This window comes from Streptomyces sp. SS1-1 (assembly GCF_008973465.1).
Lineage (GTDB): Bacteria > Actinomycetota > Actinomycetes > Streptomycetales > Streptomycetaceae > Streptomyces.
Window position 1 is genome coordinate 4,234,184 of sequence record NZ_WBXN01000004.1, and the last position, 17,439, is coordinate 4,251,622.

Genomic DNA, 17,439 nt, shown 5'->3' on the forward strand with positions numbered 1-17,439 from the left:
GGGCGCCCCTTGTCCGTACCCGGGCCGATCCCCGAAAACCGCCCTTGACTTAGTTAGTGATTGCGTACTAACTTCGAAACATGGTCAGGATGAGTGCGGAGGAGAGGCGCGAGAGCGTCGTGCGGGCGGCCATGGCCGAGTTCGCGCGGGGCGGCTACTACGGCACGTCCACCGAGTCGATCGCCAGGCGGGTCGGCGTCTCGCAGCCGTATCTCTTCCGGCTCTTCCCGGGCAAGCGGGCGATCTTCCTGGCCGCCGCCGAGCAGTGCGTGGAGGACATCCACCGGGTGTTCGCCGAGGCCGCCGAAGGGGTGGAGGGCGAGGAGGCCCTGCACGCCATGGGTGAGGCCTATCACCGCATGGTCTCCGAGCAGCCCGAGCGGCTGATGATGCAGATGCAGATGTTCCTCGCCGTGGCCGCCGCCGAGCAGGAGGGCGACCGCGAGTTCGGCGAGGCCGTCCGGGCCGGCTGGATGCGCCTGTGGGACACCGTGCATCTGCCGCTGGGGGCGGACGTGCAGGAGACGACGACCTTCATGGCGTACGGGATGCTCATCAACTGCCTGGTGGCCATGGGCTTCCCGCCCGAGCACCGGGTCTGGGCGGGCATGGAGTCCGCCGAGCGCGATGAGGGCGAGAGCGGGAACGGGTCGTAGGGGAGGGCGGCGGGGATCGTCGCGCTCTTTTGTGGCCGCGAAAGTTAGTGATCAATAACTACCAAGCGGAATCGCACACTCCTGGGGGAGCGATGTCACACCGGACCGATCGGAACGCGGGGGAGACGAACCCGCGCGGGGCCCTCTGGGCCCTGGTCATCACGAGCGTCGCCGGATTCATGGCGGCACTCGACAACCTCGTCGTCACCACCGCGCTGCCCTCCATCCGGAAGGACCTGGGCGGCGGACTGCACGACCTGGAATGGACGGTCAGCGCCTACACGCTCACCTTCGCCGTCCTGCTGATGTTCGGCGCGGCGCTCGGGGACCGCTTCGGCCGCCGCAGGCTCTTCCTCGTCGGCATCACGATCTTCACCGCCGCGTCCGCCGGCGCGGCCCTCGCCCCCGGCATCGACTCCCTGATCGCCGCCCGCGCGGTGCAGGGCGTCGGGGCCGCGATCATGATGCCGCTCACCCTCACCCTGCTGACGGCGGCGGTGCCCGCGGCCCGGCGCGGGATGGCGTTCGGCATCTGGGGGGCGGTCAACGGGCTCGCGGTCGCGTCCGGGCCGCTCATCGGGGGCAGCCTCACCGAGCACATCTCCTGGCAGTGGATCTTCTGGCTGAACGTCCCGCTGGGTGTCGCCCTGCTGCCGCTCGCCCGGCTGCGCCTCGCCGAGTCGCACGGCACCGGAGCCCCGCTCGACCTCCCCGGCACCCTGCTGGCCAGCGGCGGCCTCTTCGGGATCGTGTACGGGCTGGTGCGCGGCCCCGCAGACGGCTGGACCGGGCGTCTGGTCCTGACCGGCCTGTTCGCGGGCGGCGCGCTGCTCGCCGGGTTCGTCCTCTACGGCACCCGGGCCCGCAACCCCATGCTGCCCATGCGGCTGTTCCGCTCCCGTGCCTTCGCCGGGATCAACGCCGCGAGCCTGCTGATGTTCCTCGGCATGTTCGGGTCGATCTTCCTGCTCAGCCAGTACATGCAGGGCGTGCTCGGCTACTCGCCGACCGAGGCGGGCCTGCGGATGCTCCCCTGGACCGGTATGCCGATGCTGGTCGCGCCGGTCGCGGGCATCCTCGCCGACCGGATCGGGGGCCGGCCCGTGGTCGCCACGGGACTGTTCCTCCAGGCCGCCGGACTCGCCTACATGGCGTCCGTGGTCACCGTCGACGTCTCCTACGCCGGCCAGCTGCCCGGTCTGATCATCAGCGGGGTCGGGATGGCGCTGTTCTTCGCGCCCGCCTCCCACCTGGTCATGTCCAGCGTCCGCCCCGCCGAACAGGGCATCGCGTCCGGCGCCAACAACGCCCTGCGCGAGGTCGGCGGCGCGCTCGGCATCGCGATCATGGGCTCGATCTTCGCGGCCCAGGGCGGCTACGAGACCGGCCAGACCTTCGTCGACGGGCTGCGGCCCGCCCTGGTCACCGGCGCCGCCGTGGTGGCGCTCGCCGGTGCCGCCGCCCTGTTCGTCCCGGGCCGGCGGCACGCCGTCGAGGCCGCCGACGAGGCGGGGAGCCTCCCAGAGCGCGAGCTCCAGCCGGCCTCCCGGTGACCTCGCCCCACCCTCGTCCGTCCACCGAGAACAGAGGAACAGCCGTGCCCACGCTTCCCTGGACCACGCCGAACCCCGTTCCACCCGGCGCCGACGTGCACGTCTTCGCCTCCCGCTTCGAGACCCGCACCCTCTGGGGAGCGTTCGCCTTCTTCCTGCGCACGCCGGGCGTGTGGCGGCAGGTGAGCCGGGCGCCCGGGGCGTACGGCGCCACGCTGAAGGCCGAGGTGTTCCGGAAGACCTTCTGGACCCTGTCCGCCTGGGAGTCGCCGGCCGCGCTGAAGGAGTTCGCCCGCTCCGGCCCGCACGCCCCGACCGCCCGGGGCCTGTCCGGGCGGATGCGGGACGCGAAGTTCACCCGCTGGGAGGTGCCGGGCGACGCGCTCCCGCTGGACTGGAGCGAGGCGCGGCGCCGGCTCACCTGACCGGCACGCGCGCGTGGAGCCCGTCACGGTCCCGGTATCCACAGGGGTGCCGGGGCCGTCGGCGCCGTCTCGTAGTCTTGGGCGCGTGCAGGTACTCCACGACGCGCCCCTCGCCCCCCTCACCACCTTCCGGCTGGGCGGCCCGGCCACCCGCCTGGTCACCGCCACCACCGACGCCGAGGTGATCGACGTCGTGCGCGAGGCGGACGCCACGGGGACCCCGCTGCTGGTCATCGGCGGCGGGTCGAACCTGGTCATCGGCGACAAGGGCTTCGAGGGCACCGCCCTCGTCATCGCCACGAAGGGCGTCGAGCTCGACGGCACTACCCTGGAGCTGGCCGCGGGCGAGGTGTGGACCGACGCCGTCGCCCGCACCGTCGAGGCCGGACTCGCCGGCATCGAGTGCCTCGCCGGCATCCCCGGCAGCGCGGGCGCCACCCCGATCCAGAACGTCGGCGCGTACGGCCAGGAGGTCTCCGCGACCATCACCGAGGTCATCGCCTACGACCGCCGGGCCGGCGAGACCGTCACGCTGACGAACGAGGAGTGCGCCTTCTCGTACCGCCACAGCCGCTTCAAGGCCGACCCCGAGCGTCATGTCGTCCTGCGCGTCCGGTTCGAGCTGGAGGACGCGGGCGGGCTCTCCGCGCCGGTGCGGTACGCCGAGACGGCCCGCGCCCTCGGCGTGGAGGTCGGCGACCGGGTGCCGCTGGCCGTCGCGCGGGAGACCGTCCTGAAGCTGCGTGCCGGGAAGGGCATGGTGCTCGACGCCGACGACCACGACACCTGGTCGGCCGGGTCGTTCTTCACCAACCCGATCCTCACCGACGAGCAGTTCGCGGCGTTCCGCGCGCGCGTGGCCGAGCGCCTCGGCGAGGGCGTGGAGCCGCCCGCGTACCCGGCGGGGGAGGGGCACACGAAGACCTCCGCGGCCTGGCTCATCGACAAGGCCGGCTTCACCAAGGGCTACGGCAGCGGCCCCGCCCGTATCTCCACCAAGCACACCCTCGCCCTCACCAACCGGGGCGCGGCCACCACCGAGGACCTGCTGGCGCTGGCCCGCGAGGTCGTCGCCGGGGTCCGCGAGGCGTTCGGAATCACGCTGGTCAACGAGCCGGTGACGGTCGGCGTCAGCCTCTAGAGGCCCTGCAGGCAAAGGCGTCAGTACGCCACCCCCACGCCCTGCTTCACCGTCCTCGCGTCCTGGGTCATCGCCAGCATCGCGTGGGCCACGTCCGCGCGGCCGATGAAGCGGCCCCGGGCCGGGGTCCCGCCGATCACCGTGCGGTACGCGCCGCCGAGCGGCTTGTCCTGGAGCCGGGGCGGCCGGACCGACGTCCACTCCAGGGAGCTGCGGGCGAGGTCCGCCTCCATCTCCCGCAGGTCGTCGTAGACGCTCTTGAGGACCTTGGAGACGACGGCGTGCGTCGTCCGGTCCAGCGGGCCGTCCTCCGGCGCGGCCGGCCCGAGCGGCGCCGCGCTCACCACCAGCAGCCGGTGCGTGCCCTCGGCCTCCATGGCCCGCAGCACCGTGCGGGTCAGCCGCGCGGTGATCCCGGCGTCCTTGCGGGTGCGGGCGCCGAGACCCGACAGGACCGCGTCCCGGCCGGCCACCGCGGGACGCACGGCCTCCGGGTCGGTCAGATCCGCGCGGAACATCTCCAGCCCCGCCCCCGTCACCGGCAGCCGCGCGGGATCCCGTACGACCGCCGCCACCTCGTGCCCGGCGGCGAGCGCCTGGCGGACGATCTCCTGACCGATGCCTCCGGTGGCACCGAACACCGTGAGCTTCATGGCTCTCCCCGATCTCGGAACGACTGGTGGGTAAGTGTTCACTCACCCGTGTCTCGCCTCTGGAGTCAGGGTTCTCGGCGAGCGGCTGACCCGCCTCACCCCGCTGCTCGGCACCCTCACGGCCGAGCCCGGCACCGGCACCCTGGAGGACAACCTGGCCCGCATCGCCGAGCAGGCCGCCCTGTTCTACGAACAGAGCTTCCCGATCGCCGCGTCCCTGTACGCCGAGCCCCAGCTCAAGCGGCGGCACGACGAGGCGCTGCGCAAGATCGGCGCCGGCCCGCACGTGCCGATCGAGGCCCTCGACGCCTATCTGCGCGCCGAGCAGGCCGTGGGCCGCGTCCATCCCGGAGCCGACACCTTCGCGGCCGCCTCCCTGCTCCTCGGCGCCTGCGCCCAGCGCGCGTTCGCCTACGACGCGGGGCCCGAGGACGCCCGCCCGCCCGCGGCCGACTTCGCCGCCCGGCTCGCCCGGACCCTGCTGGACGGAATCTCCGTTGCGCGGGACGCCGCCCGCCCGTGACCCTGACCCCATGAGGCAGCGCACATGCGGCTGAGGCTGACCGAGTTCCGGCCCCGGACCGGGCCGCACATCCACCGGGTCGTCCGGCCGAGGACACCCCTGCGCCACACCGCGCTGACCGCCCCCGACCCCGTCGGCCTGCTCCTCGGCGACCACGACGGCCTGAGCCGGCTGGCCGCCCTGTTCTCCTTCGCCTCCCGCTCCCCGCACACGATCGTCCATGTGCCCCTGCGTGACGGCGTCCCGCCCGACGAGGGCCGGGGAGAGCGGATCGACCTCGTCCTGGCCCACCGCACCCTCGGCCTGCGCCCCAGCCGCTGGCCGGGACTGCGGCGCGCTCTGCGCCAGGGCACCCCGCTGACCGTGCGCACCGATGAGGCCCGCACCGCACGGGACGCACGCGCCTGGCAGGAGAGCCGGGACCGCGACGACCTACGGCACACCACCCACGCGCGCACACTCTTCCTGTTCGGCGGCCGAGAGGTGTTCGCCGAGTCCGCCGAGGACCTCGCCCACGCGGCCGGCTTCGGGCCGCGTCAGAAGCGCGTCGCCGAAGGGCACCTCGCGTTCATGACGCGGCTGCCGCTGGCCCAGCCGCCCGGCGGCGGACACCCCTTCGAGGTGCTGGTCTGCTTCAAGCCGTATCCGCCGTACACCCACTTCAGACGACCGGGCCGGCCAGCCAGTCGTCCACGTCCGCCAGCAGCTTCTTCTTCGTCTCCTCGGGCGCGGCCGAGGCCCGTACGGACTGACGGGCCAGCTCCGCCAGCTCCGCGTCGCTGAAACCGTGGTCGTGCCGGGCGATCTCGTACTGGGCGGCGAGCCGTGAGCCGAAGAGCAGCGGGTCGTCGGCGCCCAGGGCCATCGGCACCCCCGCCTCGAACAGGGTGCGCAGCGGGACGTCCTCCGGCTTCTCGTACACCCCGAGGGCGACGTTCGACGCCGGGCACACCTCGCAGGTCACGCCCCGGTCGGCGAGGCGCTTCAGCAGGCGCGGGTCCTCCGCCGCCCGCACGCCGTGGCCGATCCGGTGCGCCTCCAGGTCGTCCAGGCAGTCCCGGACCGAGGCGGGCCCCGTCAGCTCGCCGCCGTGCGGCGCCGACAGCAGGCCGCCCTCACGCGCGATGTGGAAGGCGCGGTCGAAGTCCCGGGCCATGCCCCGGCGCTCGTCGTTGGAGAGCCCGAAGCCCACCACGCCCCGGTCCGCGTAACGGACCGCCAGCCGGGCCAGGGTGCGCGCGTCCAGCGGGTGCTTCATCCGGTTCGCCGCGACCAGGACGCGCATGCCGAGCCCGGTGTCCCGCGCCGCCGTGTCGACCGCGTCGAGGATGATCTCCAGCGCCGCGATCAGCCCGCCCAGCCGGGGCGCGTACGACGTCGGGTCGACCTGGATCTCCAGCCAGCCGGAGCCGTCCCGCAGGTCCTCCTCGGCGGCCTCCCTGACCAGGCGCTGGATGTCCTCCGGCTGCCGCAGGCACGAGCGGGCGGCGTCGTACAGGCGCTGGAAGCGGAACCAGCCCCGCTCGTCCGTGGCCCGCAGCTTGGGGGACTCGCCTCTGGTCAGCGCGTCCGTCAGGGCCTCGGGCAGACGCACCCCGTACTTGTCGGCCAGCTCCAGCAGGGTCGTCGGCCGCATCGAGCCGGTGAAGTGCAGGTGCAGATGGGCTTTCGGCAGATCAGAGACATCACGTACACGCTCCATTCCCAGATCCTGCCGCACGCCCGAGGGGTCCCGGTAGCGGTTTCCCCTTTAGTGGTCTTGCTCGCACAAACAAATGAGGGCGCCTCCGGAGATCCGGAGGCGCCCTCGGGCGGACGGGGGACGTCAGTCCCGGGCCTCCGCCAGCAGCTTCTGGATACGGCTCACGCCCTCGACGAGGTCCTCGTCGCCGAGCGCGTACGACAGCCGCAGATAGCCCGGCGTGCCGAACGCCTCACCCGGGACGACCGCGACCTCGGCCTCCTCCAGGATCAGCTCGGCCAGCTCGACGCTGCTCCGCGGGCGCTTGCCGCGGATCTCCTTGCCGAGCAGGGCCTTCACCGACGGGTAGGCGTAGAAGGCGCCCTCGGGCTCGGGGCAGACCACGCCGTCGATCTCGTTGAGCATCCGCACGATCGTCCGGCGCCGGCGGTCGAACGCCTCGCGCATCTTGGCGACGGCCTCCAGGTCGCCGGAGACGGCGGCGATGGCCGCGGCCTGTGCCACGTTGGAGACGTTGGACGTGGCGTGCGACTGGAGGTTGGTCGCGGCCTTGACGACGTCCTTCGGGCCGATGACCCAGCCGACCCGCCAGCCCGTCATGGCGTAGGTCTTGGCGACGCCGTTGACGACGACGCACTTGTCGCGCAGCTCGGGGAACAGGCCCGGCAGGGAGACCGCGGCGGCCTCGCCATACACCAGGTGCTCGTAGATCTCGTCCGTGAGGACCCACAGGCCGTGCTCGAGGGCCCAGCGGCCGATCGCCTCGGTCTCGGCCTCGGTGTAGACGGCGCCGGTCGGGTTGGACGGCGACACGAAGAGGACGACCTTCGTCTTCTCGGTGCGCGCGGCCTCCAGCTGCTCCACGGAGACGCGGTAGCCGGTCGTCTCGTCGGCGACGACCTCCACCGGGACACCGCCGGCGAGCCGGATCGACTCCGGGTACGTCGTCCAGTACGGCGCCGGGACGATGACCTCGTCGCCCGGGTCGAGGATCGCGGCGAAGGCCTCGTAGATGGCCTGCTTGCCGCCGTTGGTGACGAGGATCTGCGAGACGTCCGGCTCGTAGCCGGAGTCGCGCAGCGTCTTCGCGGCGATCGCGGCCTTCAGCTCGGGAAGACCGCCCGCCGGGGTGTAGCGGTGGTACTTCGGGTTCTTGCAGGCCTCTACGGCTGCCTCGACGATGTAGTCGGGGGTCGGAAAGTCGGGCTCACCGGCGCCGAAGCCGATCACCGGACGCCCGGCGGCCTTGAGGGCCTTGGCCTTGGCGTCCACGGCGAGGGTGGCGGACTCGGAGATCGCGCCGATTCGGGCGGAGACCCGGCGCTCGGTCGGAGGGGTTGCAGCGCTCATGGCCCCATCGTTTCAGACAGGAAACGCGCCCGGCACACGGGTTTCACGGACTGAACATCCCCTGAACATCCGTCCGGATCCCGCCCTCGGCCAGCGCGATCTTGTGCCCGCGGACCAGTGCCCGTCCGGCGATCCTCCGGCGGCCGCGTCCTCATCGGCCACTTTCTGTTCGACGGGGCGCCCGGGACCACGTACACTCTCACCTCGTTGGCCTTCAGCAGCCGCCGTCGCACGGTGCACACCGAGCATCCGCGCGGATGCGGTACGTTGGGGGACACACAAAGGGTCGTAGCTCAATTGGTAGAGCACTGGTCTCCAAAACCAGCGGTTGGGGGTTCAAGTCCCTCCGGCCCTGCTACACACACCTTCGCCAGGATGTGTGCGCATGTACGTACAGCAATGCACCGCCGTGCGGCTCAGACCGGGCGCGGCACGGCCACGACCCGGAATCAGGTGAGGACGAGTGACGGACGCCGTGGGCTCCATCGACATGCCTGATGCCCAGGACGAGGCGCCGGAGAAGAAGACGCGCAAGGGCGGCAAGCGCGGCAAGAAGGGCCCGCTGAAGCGGCTCGCGCTGTTCTACCGCCAGATCGTCGCGGAGCTCCGGAAGGTCGTCTGGCCGACGCGCAATCAGCTGACGACGTACACCACTGTGGTGATCATCTTCGTCGTCATCATGATCGGTCTCGTGACCGTGATTGACTATGGGCTCGACCACGCAGCCAAGTACGTCTTCGGCTGAGCACAGAGCGAAGGGCGCCGCGGGTCACCGGCGCCCCTTTCGCATGTTCCACCCCTATGTATCCAGGAAGAAGCAGCCACCGTGTCTGACCAGAACCTGAACGACGCCGTCGAGCCGGACCAGTCCGTGGACGACGAGCTCGACATCGTCGAGGGCGCGGACGAGGACCTGGACGAGTTCGAGGCTGCCGACGCCGAGGCGGGCGAGCCCGCCGAGAAGGCCGCGCTGCACGTCGAGGACGCTGCGGACGACTCCGAGGACGCCTCCGGTGAGGCGGACGAGGCGACCGAGGAGGAGGCCGACCCCGTCGACCCCGTCGCCGCCCTCCGCGAGGAGCTCCGCACCCTGCCCGGCGAGTGGTACGTGATCCACACCTACGCCGGCTACGAGAACCGCGTGAAGACCAACCTGGAGCAGCGCGCCGTCTCGCTGAACGTCGAGGACTACATCTTCCAGGCCGAGGTGCCGCAGGAAGAGGTCGTCCAGATCAAGAACGGCGACCGCAAGACGATCAAGCAGAACAAGCTGCCGGGCTACGTCCTCGTCCGCATGGACCTGACGAACGAGTCCTGGGGCGTCGTCCGCAACACCCCCGGCGTCACCGGCTTCGTGGGCAACGCCTACGACCCGTACCCGCTGACCCTGGACGAGATCGTCAAGATGCTCGCCCCGGAGGCCGAGGAGAAGGCCGCCCGCGAGGCAGCCGAGGCCGAGGGCAAGCCGGCGCCGCAGCGCAAGGTCGAGGTCCAGGTGCTGGACTTCGAGGTCGGCGACTCGGTCACCGTCACCGACGGCCCCTTCGCCACGCTGCAGGCCACGATCAACGAGATCAACGCCGACTCCAAGAAGGTCAAGGGTCTCGTCGAGATCTTCGGCCGTGAGACGCCGGTCGAGCTGAGCTTCGACCAGATCCAGAAGAACTAGCCGGCGTCTTCGCCAGAGCTTCCGAACAGGTCAGACCGGCTGTCCCGCAGCCTGTCTGACCTGCTCGGTTTCAGGCCGCGCATCTATACCCGTTATCGTTGTGCGGTATGCCTGCGTCCAGGAACGCCATCTGGGGGCGGGTAGGACCCGAAGAGAGGAACCGGAGAGCAATGCCTCCCAAGAAGAAGAAGGTCACGGGGCTCATCAAGCTCCAGATCCAGGCCGGTGCCGCGAACCCGGCCCCGCCGGTCGGCCCCGCGCTGGGTCAGCACGGCGTCAACATCATGGAGTTCTGCAAGGCCTACAACGCCGCGACCGAGTCGCAGCGTGGCTGGGTCATCCCGGTGGAGATCACGGTCTACGAGGACCGCTCCTTCACCTTCATCACCAAGACGCCTCCGGCCGCCAAGATGATCCTCAAGGCCGCGGGCATCGAGAAGGGCTCCGGCGAGCCGCACAAGACCAAGGTCGCCAAGATCACCGAGGCGCAGGTCCGCGAGATCGCCCAGACGAAGCTGCCCGACCTCAACGCCAACGACCTGGACGCCGCGTCGAAGATCATCGCCGGCACCGCGCGTTCCATGGGCGTCACGGTCGAGGGCTGACCTCCACCCCCCGTACGACAAGCAGAACGTGGGAGGGCCTGCTCGGCCCGGACCACGACTCCTAAGAACACACAGGAGCAGTAGTGAGCAAGCGCAGCAAGTCTCTCCGCGCTGCGGACGCCAAGATCGACCGGGACAAGCTCTACGCCCCGCTCGAGGCCGTCCGTCTCGCCAAGGAGACGTCCACGACCAAGTTCGACGGCACCGTCGAGGTCGCCTTCCGCCTGGGTGTCGACCCGCGCAAGGCCGACCAGATGGTCCGTGGCACCGTGAACCTTCCGCACGGCACCGGTAAGACCGCCCGGGTCCTGGTCTTCGCGACCGGTGACCGTGCCGAGGCCGCGCGTGCCGCGGGCGCCGACATCGTCGGCGCCGACGAGCTGATCGACGAGGTCTCGAAGGGCCGCCTGGACTTCGACGCCGTCGTCGCCACCCCGGACCTCATGGGCAAGGTCGGCCGCCTCGGCCGCGTCCTCGGCCCCCGTGGTCTGATGCCGAACCCGAAGACCGGCACCGTCACGCCGGACGTCGCCAAGGCTGTCAACGACATCAAGGGCGGCAAGATCGAGTTCCGCGTCGACAAGCACTCGAACCTGCACTTCATCATCGGCAAGACGTCGTTCGACGACACCAAGCTGGTGGAGAACTACGGCGCGGCCCTGGAGGAGATCCTCCGTCTGAAGCCGTCCGCCGCCAAGGGTCGCTACATCAAGAAGGCCGCCATCAGCACCACGATGGGCCCCGGCATTCCGCTGGACGCCAACCGCACCCGCAACCTCCTCGTCGAGGAGGACCCGGCCGCGGTCTGAGCCTTCCCGCTCACCGAAGTCGGACACGGGCCCCGCACCTTCCCGGTGCGGGGCCCGTTCCCTGTCCCCGCCCGCCGTGTCCGTGCCCTGGGTTAACGTGCCTTCACGGGAACCGCAGGGGGGACGTATGACCAGCACGAGGGCGCACCGGCCGGCGCTGTGGACCGCCCTGCCGGCCGCGCTGACCGCCCTGGCCGCCTGCACCGCCCCCGACGGCTCCGCGGGCCCCGAGCGCACCGCGCCCGCCCCGGCCGTGACGGCCGCCCTGCGCCAGGCCGAGCGGTCCACCGACCGCGCCGCGTCCTCGTACGTGGAGTCCACGACCACCCTGGGCTCCTCGCTCTCCATGACGGCCCACGGCACCCTCGCCTGGCGCGGCCCCCTCACCGGCACCCTGCGCATCCGCTACACGGGCGGCAGCACGGCCGACACGATGCGCCGCCTGGGCACGACGTCGATGGAGGCCCGCTATCTGCCGGACGCGTACTACGCGCGGATGGGCGAGGCGTTCGCCGGCAGGACCGACGGCAGGCACTGGATCAGATACGCCTACGACGACCTGGAGCGCCTCGCGGGCAGCTCCGGGGCGGACCTCGCCGACCGGATGCGCGACACCGCGCCGCACACCTCGGTGAAGCGGCTCCTCGCGTCCTCGGACGTCCGCAGGGTCGGCGAGGAGACCGTGCGGGGGACGCGGACCACGCACTACTCCGGCACGGTGCCGGGGGAGGGCGCGGACGCGCAGACCGTCGAGATCTGGGTCGACGAACGGCACCTGCTGGTCAAGAAGGTCGAGAAGGGCCGTACGGCCACGGGGGCGCTGACCCAGACCGCCTTCTACCGCGACTACGGCGTCGCGGTGAAGGTCGGCAGGCCGCCGGCCGGGGACACCGCGGACCTGGAGGAACTGCTGGGGAGCGAGGTCGGGAACTGATGCCGTAAGGGGCGATTTGCCTGACGGCGATGGCGTCCCGTACTCTCCTACAGAAGCCAAAGACCGCTGGTCGTTGCCGTGCGCTCGGATGAGGGTGCGGTGGCCGAAGGATCCGCTGAATAGCGGACGACCCGCGCAGGTGTCAGTGGAAGAACTCCCGGAGTGCGCACAGCCTGTGTGCAAGGCCGGTCGAGTCCGCCCCGTGCGCCTGCGCCGGGGCGTTTCGTTTTCCCCAGTCCTCCTTCGGGTCCGCGCGGTCAGAATCACCCGGAAGGAGGCCGAGACTCTATGGCGAGGCCCGACAAGGCTGCCGCAGTGGCCGAGTTGACGGAGCAGTTCCGCAACTCCAGCGCTGCCGTGCTGACCGAGTACCGCGGTCTCACCGTGGCGCAGCTCAAGACGCTGCGTCGTTCGCTCGGTGAGAACGCCCAGTACGCCGTGGTGAAGAACACGCTGACCAAGATTGCGGCCAACGAGGCCGGGATCTCGACGCTGGACGACCTGTTCAACGGTCCGACGGCTGTCGCCTTCGTCACCGGTGACCCGGTGGAGTCGGCTAAGGGTCTGCGCGACTTCGCCAAGGACAACCCGAATCTCGTCATCAAGGGCGGTGTCCTTGACGGCAAGGCGCTGTCCGCCGACGAGATCAAGAAGCTTGCGGACCTCGAGTCCCGCGAGGTTCTGCTCGCCAAGCTGGCGGGCGCTCTGAAGGGCAAGCAGACGCAGGCTGCTCAGGTCTTCCAGGCGCTCCCGTCGAAGCTCGTCCGCACCGTGGACGCGCTTCGTGCCAAGCAGGACGAGCAGGGCGGTGCCGAGTAATTCGGCTCGCACGATGACCGCCGCCGCCTGAGGCGGAGGTCGTAGCGGGCCAACGTACGCCCGCCAGCACATGTACATCCGGCACCTGCCGAATTAGTGGAAGGAAAGCCATCGTGGCTCTCACCCAGGACGAACTGCTCGCCGAGTTCGAGAACATGACCCTGATCCAGCTCTCCGAGTTCGTGAAGGCGTTCGAGGAGAAGTTCGACGTCACCGCCGCCGCTGCGGCCGTCGTCGCCGCCCCGGCCGCCGGCGGTGCCGCCGGTGGTGGCGAGGCCGTCGAGGAGAAGGACGAGTTCGACGTCATCCTCACCGGCGCCGGCGACAAGAAGATCCAGGTCATCAAGGTCGTGCGTGAGCTGACCTCCCTCGGCCTGAAGGAGGCCAAGGACCTGGTCGACGGTGCGCCGAAGCCGGTTCTGGAGAAGGTCAACAAGGAGGCCGCGGACAAGGCCAAGGAGTCCCTCGAGGGCGCCGGCGCCTCCGTCGAGGTCAAGTAAGACCTTCACGAACGCAGCGGCCCGCTAGGGCTGTAACGCGGACGTACCGAGGAGCGATCATCCATTCGGGTGGTCGCTCTTCGGCGTTCCCGGGGTGTGGCCGCGGTTGCCTTGCGCCGCGTTCGTCGGGGGGTATGGTGATCTTCGTCGTGTCCCTGGTCGGCCCGGGGTTCGGGTATGAGGGCCTTGACGAACCGCACGCAGCGCGCAATTCTCAGGACGCGTCGTCACAAGGATCCGAATCCGAGGCATGGATCGGCGGCGAAGAGGGCAGTATCAACGTGCGTTGAAGGCAGGCATGGCGCAGGCGTTGAGAACAATGAGGGTCTCTGAAAACCGGGACTGGACATCAGTGTGCCTTGTGGCTACACTGACCCTTTGCGCTGCCTGTTAGCTGTCCCCTGCCCGTCACCAGGGGTCTGCCCTCGCCTCAGTATCGCCGACCGGACATCTCCGACCTGGCCCAAGAGCCGGATCGGACGACGTCTGTCCCGATGTGGGAGTGAGGGGCCGGTACGCGCGTAGTGAGTCCGAGCCCTCGGAAGGACCCCCTCTTGGCCGCCTCGCGCAACGCCTCGACCGCGAATACGAACAACGGCGCCAGCACCGCCCCGCTGCGCATCTCTTTTGCAAAGATCAAGGAGCCCCTCGAGGTTCCGAACCTGCTCGCGCTGCAGACCGAGAGCTTCGACTGGCTGCTCGGCAACACCGCCTGGCAGAGTCGGGTCGAGGCGGCTCTGGAGTCCGGTCAGGACGTCCCCACCAAGTCCGGCCTCGAGGAGATCTTCGAGGAGATCTCCCCGATCGAGGACTTCTCCGGGTCGATGTCGCTGACGTTCCGCGACCACCGTTTCGAGCCCCCGAAGAACAGCATCGACGAGTGCAAGGAGCGCGACTTCACGTACGCGGCCCCGCTCTTCGTCACCGCCGAGTTCACCAACAACGAGACCGGCGAGATCAAGTCCCAGACGGTCTTCATGGGCGACTTCCCGCTCATGACCAACAAGGGCACCTTCGTCATCAACGGCACCGAGCGTGTCGTGGTGTCGCAGCTCGTCCGCTCGCCGGGCGTCTACTTCGACTCCTCCATCGACAAGACGTCCGACAAGGACATCTTCTCCGCCAAGATCATCCCGTCCCGGGGTGCCTGGCTGGAGATGGAGATCGACAAGCGCGACATGGTCGGTGTGCGCATCGACCGTAAGCGCAAGCAGTCCGTCACCGTCCTCCTGAAGGCTCTCGGCTGGACCACCGAGCAGATCCTCGAGGAGTTCGGCGAGTACGAGTCGATGCGCGCCACCCTGGAGAAGGACCACACCCAGGGCCAGGACGACGCGCTGCTCGACATCTACCGCAAGCTGCGTCCGGGCGAGCCGCCGACCCGTGAGGCCGCGCAGACGCTGCTCGAGAACCTCTACTTCAACCCCAAGCGATACGACCTCGCCAAGGTCGGCCGCTACAAGGTCAACAAGAAGCTGGGTGCGGACGCTCCGCTGGACGCGGGCATCCTGACCGTCGAGGACATCATCTCGACGATCAAGTACCTGGTGAAGCTGCACGCGGGCGAGACCGAGACGGTCGGCGACAGCGGTCAGGGCATCGTCGTCGAGACCGACGACATCGACCACTTCGGCAACCGTCGTCTGCGCAGCGTCGGCGAGCTCATCCAGAACCAGGTCCGTACGGGTCTGGCTCGTATGGAGCGCGTCGTGCGCGAGCGCATGACCACCCAGGACGTCGAGGCGATCACGCCGCAGACCCTGATCAACATCCGGCCGGTCGTCGCCTCCATCAAGGAGTTCTTCGGCACCAGCCAGCTGTCGCAGTTCATGGACCAGAACAACCCGCTGTCCGGGCTGACGCACAAGCGTCGTCTGTCCGCGCTCGGCCCGGGTGGTCTGTCCCGTGAGCGGGCCGGCTTCGAGGTCCGTGACGTCCACCCGTCGCACTACGGCCGCATGTGCCCGATCGAGACGCCCGAAGGCCCGAACATCGGTCTGATCGGCTCGCTCGCCTCGTACGGCCGCGTCAACGCGTTCGGTTTCGTCGAGACCCCGTACCGGAAGGTCATCGACGGCCAGGTCACCGACGAGGTGGACTACCTGACCGCCGACGAGGAGGACCGCTTCGTCATCGCGCAGGCCAACGCGCCGCTGACGGACGACCTCCGCTTCGAGGAGGCCCGCGTCCTCGTCCGCCGCCGTGGCGGCGAGGTCGACTACGTCGGCGGCGAGGACGTCGACTACATGGACGTCTCCCCGCGCCAGATGGTGTCGGTCGCGACGGCCATGATCCCGTTCCTCGAGCACGACGACGCCAACCGTGCCCTCATGGGCGCGAACATGATGCGCCAGGCCGTTCCGCTCATCAAGGCGGAGGCCCCGCTCGTCGGCACCGGCATGGAGTACCGCTCCGCCGTCGACGCCGGCGACGTCGTCAAGGCCGAGAAGGCCGGTGTGGTCCAGGAGGTCTCCGCGGACTACATCACCACCGCCAACGACGACGGCACGTACATCACGTACCGCCTGGCCAAGTTCGCCCGCTCCAACCAGGGCACCTCGGTCAACCAGAAGGTCATCGTCCACGAGGGCGACCGGATCATCGAGGGCCAGGTCCTGGCCGACGGTCCGGCCACCGAGAACGGCGAGATGGCCCTCGGCAAGAACCTGCTCGTGGCGTTCATGCCGTGGGAGGGTCACAACTACGAGGACGCGATCATCCTGTCGCAGCGCCTCGTGCAGGACGACGTCCTCTCCTCGATCCACATCGAGGAGCACGAGGTCGACGCCCGTGACACCAAGCTCGGCCCCGAGGAGATCACCCGGGACATCCCGAACGTCTCCGAGGAGGTCCTCGCCGACCTCGACGAGCGCGGCATCATCCGCATCGGTGCCGAGGTCGTCGCCGGCGACATCCTGGTCGGCAAGGTCACGCCCAAGGGCGAGACCGAGCTGACCCCGGAGGAGCGCCTGCTGCGCGCCATCTTCGGTGAGAAGGCCCGTGAGGTCCGTGACACCTCGCTGAAGGTGCCGCACGGCGAGATCGGCAAGGTCATCGGCGTCCGCGTCTTCGACCGCGAGGAGGGCGACGAGCTTCCCCCCGGTGTGAACCAGCTGGTGCGCGTGTACGTCGCGCAGAAGCGCAAGATCACCGACGGTGACAAGCTCGCCGGCCGTCACGGCAACAAGGGCGTCATCTCCAAGATCCTGCCGATCGAGGACATGCCGTTCCTGGAGGACGGCACCCCGGTCGACATCATCCTCAACCCGCTGGGTGTCCCGTCCCGAATGAACCCGGGACAGGTCCTGGAGATCCACCTCGGCTGGCTCGCCAGCCGCGGCTGGGACGTCTCCGGCCTCGGCGAGGAGTGGGCGCAGCGCCTCCAGGCCATCGGCGCCGACCAGGTCGCCCCCGGCACCAACGTCGCGACCCCGGTCTTCGACGGTGCCCGGGAGGACGAGCTGGCGGGTCTGCTGCAGCACACCATCCCGAACCGGGACGGCGAGCGCATGGTGCAGCCGACCGGTAAGGCGCGGCTGTTCGACGGCCGCTCCGGTGAGCCGTTCCCGGACCCGATCTCCATCGGGTACATGTACATCCTGAAGCTGCACCACCTGGTCGACGACAAGCTGCACGCCCGTTCGACCGGCCCGTACTCGATGATCACCCAGCAGCCGCTGGGTGGTAAGGCCCAGTTCGGTGGCCAGCGGTTCGGCGAGATGGAGGTGTGGGCGCTGGAGGCGTACGGCGCCGCCTACGCCCTCCAGGAGCTGCTGACCATCAAGTCCGACGACGTCACCGGCCGCGTGAAGGTCTACGAGGCCATCGTCAAGGGCGAGAACATCCCCGAGCCCGGCATCCCCGAGTCCTTCAAGGTGCTCATCAAGGAGATGCAGTCGCTCTGCCTGAACGTGGAGGTGCTGTCCAGCGACGGTATGTCCATCGAGATGCGTGACACCGACGAGGACGTCTTCCGCGCTGCGGAGGAGCTCGGCATCGACCTGTCCCGGCGCGAGCCGAGCAGCGTCGAAGAGGTCTGACGGGAGTCCGGCGGGGCCCTCACCCACAGGGCCCCGCCGACCCCCAGGCCCCCGTTTCAG

At 69.9% G+C, this 17,439-nt stretch carries 16 protein-coding genes, 1 tRNA gene and 1 pseudogene; 15 read left to right on the forward strand and 3 right to left on the reverse strand.

The genetic code is table 11. From position 1 onward, the window contains the following. Positions 1–80: 80 nt before the first annotated feature. From F8R89_RS20885 to F8R89_RS20900, 4 genes are all read left to right on the forward strand, one after another. Entirely contained in the window at positions 81–656 is a 576-nt protein-coding gene (locus F8R89_RS20885) for a TetR/AcrR family transcriptional regulator (protein WP_192806181.1), read from the forward strand. A 92-nt stretch (positions 657–748) separates the two neighbouring features. Beyond that, the gene (locus F8R89_RS20890; RefSeq protein WP_151785389.1) at positions 749–2,209 is read left to right on the forward strand and encodes an MFS transporter; all 1,461 of its coding nucleotides are present in this window, start codon (positions 749–751) and stop codon (positions 2,207–2,209) included. 44 nt (positions 2,210–2,253) lie between these two features. Next, a complete protein-coding gene (locus tag F8R89_RS20895) occupies positions 2,254–2,634 on the forward strand; it encodes a DUF3291 domain-containing protein (protein WP_151785390.1) in 381 nt (126 codons plus the stop codon). A gap of 85 nt (positions 2,635–2,719) precedes the next feature. Continuing rightward, entirely contained in the window at positions 2,720–3,775 is a 1,056-nt protein-coding gene (locus tag F8R89_RS20900) for a UDP-N-acetylmuramate dehydrogenase (protein WP_151785391.1), read from the forward strand. 20 nt (positions 3,776–3,795) lie between these two features. Here the strand turns inward: F8R89_RS20900 and F8R89_RS20905 are convergent, their stop codons facing one another. Next, a complete protein-coding gene (locus tag F8R89_RS20905; protein WP_151785392.1) occupies positions 3,796–4,428 on the reverse strand; it encodes an NAD(P)-dependent oxidoreductase in 633 nt (210 codons plus the stop codon). A 34-nt stretch (positions 4,429–4,462) separates the two neighbouring features. Here F8R89_RS20905 and F8R89_RS20910 point away from each other — a divergent pair, with 34 nt between their 5' ends. Both F8R89_RS20910 and F8R89_RS20915 read left to right on the forward strand, forming a co-directional pair. After that, positions 4,463–4,951 carry a TetR/AcrR family transcriptional regulator gene (locus F8R89_RS20910; protein ID WP_225994450.1) on the forward strand — a complete coding sequence of 163 codons (489 nt, stop codon included), beginning with the start codon at positions 4,463–4,465 and terminating at the stop codon, positions 4,949–4,951. Positions 4,952–4,975: 24 nt separating this feature from the next. Beyond that, positions 4,976–5,629: pseudogene (locus F8R89_RS20915) on the forward strand (hypothetical protein); the annotation flags it as partial. Here F8R89_RS20915 and F8R89_RS20920 read toward each other — a convergent pair. Continuing rightward, positions 5,613–6,653 carry an adenosine deaminase gene (locus F8R89_RS20920; protein WP_151785393.1) on the reverse strand — a complete coding sequence of 347 codons (1,041 nt, stop codon included), beginning with the start codon at positions 6,651–6,653 and terminating at the stop codon, positions 5,613–5,615. The pseudogene F8R89_RS20915 and the gene F8R89_RS20920 overlap by 17 nt on opposite strands. Positions 6,654–6,776: 123 nt before the next feature. Continuing rightward, positions 6,777–8,003: a pyridoxal phosphate-dependent aminotransferase gene (locus F8R89_RS20925; protein WP_151785394.1), complete on the reverse strand. Its 1,227-nt coding sequence runs from the start codon at positions 8,001–8,003 to the stop codon at positions 6,777–6,779. 282 nt (positions 8,004–8,285) lie between these two features. Between F8R89_RS20925 and F8R89_RS20930 the strand changes: the two genes are divergently transcribed. The 9 genes from F8R89_RS20930 (at position 8,286) to rpoB (ending at position 17,379) form a co-directional block, all read left to right on the forward strand. Further along, positions 8,286–8,358: transfer RNA gene (locus F8R89_RS20930), tRNA-Trp, on the forward strand. Positions 8,359–8,466: 108 nt separating this feature from the next. Next, positions 8,467–8,748, forward strand: a complete 282-nt coding sequence (gene secE, locus F8R89_RS20935) for a preprotein translocase subunit SecE (RefSeq protein WP_151785395.1) — start codon at positions 8,467–8,469, stop codon at positions 8,746–8,748. A gap of 81 nt (positions 8,749–8,829) precedes the next feature. Next, entirely contained in the window at positions 8,830–9,672 is an 843-nt protein-coding gene (gene nusG / locus F8R89_RS20940; protein ID WP_151785396.1) for a transcription termination/antitermination protein NusG, read from the forward strand. A gap of 170 nt (positions 9,673–9,842) precedes the next feature. Next, positions 9,843–10,277 (forward strand): 50S ribosomal protein L11, encoded by a 435-nt coding sequence (rplK, locus tag F8R89_RS20945; protein ID WP_055622551.1) that lies wholly within the window; start codon positions 9,843–9,845, stop codon positions 10,275–10,277. Positions 10,278–10,360: 83 nt separating this feature from the next. Beyond that, positions 10,361–11,086: a 50S ribosomal protein L1 gene (gene rplA, locus F8R89_RS20950; RefSeq protein WP_151785397.1), complete on the forward strand. Its 726-nt coding sequence runs from the start codon at positions 10,361–10,363 to the stop codon at positions 11,084–11,086. A 127-nt stretch (positions 11,087–11,213) separates the two neighbouring features. Beyond that, the gene (locus tag F8R89_RS20955) at positions 11,214–12,020 is read left to right on the forward strand and encodes a hypothetical protein (protein WP_151785398.1); all 807 of its coding nucleotides are present in this window, start codon (positions 11,214–11,216) and stop codon (positions 12,018–12,020) included. A 288-nt stretch (positions 12,021–12,308) separates the two neighbouring features. After that, positions 12,309–12,839, forward strand: a complete 531-nt coding sequence (gene rplJ / locus F8R89_RS20960) for a 50S ribosomal protein L10 (RefSeq protein WP_055622549.1) — start codon at positions 12,309–12,311, stop codon at positions 12,837–12,839. Between the two features lie 110 nt (positions 12,840–12,949). Further along, positions 12,950–13,339 carry a 50S ribosomal protein L7/L12 gene (gene rplL, locus F8R89_RS20965; protein ID WP_151785399.1) on the forward strand — a complete coding sequence of 130 codons (390 nt, stop codon included), beginning with the start codon at positions 12,950–12,952 and terminating at the stop codon, positions 13,337–13,339. 554 nt (positions 13,340–13,893) lie between these two features. Beyond that, positions 13,894–17,379, forward strand: coding sequence for a DNA-directed RNA polymerase subunit beta (rpoB, locus tag F8R89_RS20975; protein ID WP_151785400.1), 3,486 nt, complete (start codon positions 13,894–13,896; stop codon positions 17,377–17,379). Positions 17,380–17,439 lie beyond the last annotated feature (60 nt).

What these genes read in the sequence shown, in the direction of transcription:
- F8R89_RS20885 (WP_192806181.1), top strand. Translation starts at nt 81, where the DNA reads ATGGTCAGGATGAGTGCGGAGGAGAGGCGCGAGAGCGTCGTGCGGGCG.
- F8R89_RS20890 (WP_151785389.1), top strand. Translation starts at nt 749, where the DNA reads ATGTCACACCGGACCGATCGGAACGCGGGGGAGACGAACCCGCGCGGG.
- F8R89_RS20905 (WP_151785392.1), bottom strand. Translation starts at nt 4,428, where the DNA reads ATGAAGCTCACGGTGTTCGGTGCCACCGGAGGCATCGGTCAGGAGATC.
- F8R89_RS20920 (WP_151785393.1), bottom strand. Translation starts at nt 6,653, where the DNA reads ATGGAGCGTGTACGTGATGTCTCTGATCTGCCGAAAGCCCATCTGCAC.
- F8R89_RS20925 (WP_151785394.1), bottom strand. Translation starts at nt 8,003, where the DNA reads ATGAGCGCTGCAACCCCTCCGACCGAGCGCCGGGTCTCCGCCCGAATC.
- rplK (WP_055622551.1), top strand. Translation starts at nt 9,843, where the DNA reads ATGCCTCCCAAGAAGAAGAAGGTCACGGGGCTCATCAAGCTCCAGATC.
- F8R89_RS20955 (WP_151785398.1), top strand. Translation starts at nt 11,214, where the DNA reads ATGACCAGCACGAGGGCGCACCGGCCGGCGCTGTGGACCGCCCTGCCG.
- rplJ (WP_055622549.1), top strand. Translation starts at nt 12,309, where the DNA reads ATGGCGAGGCCCGACAAGGCTGCCGCAGTGGCCGAGTTGACGGAGCAG.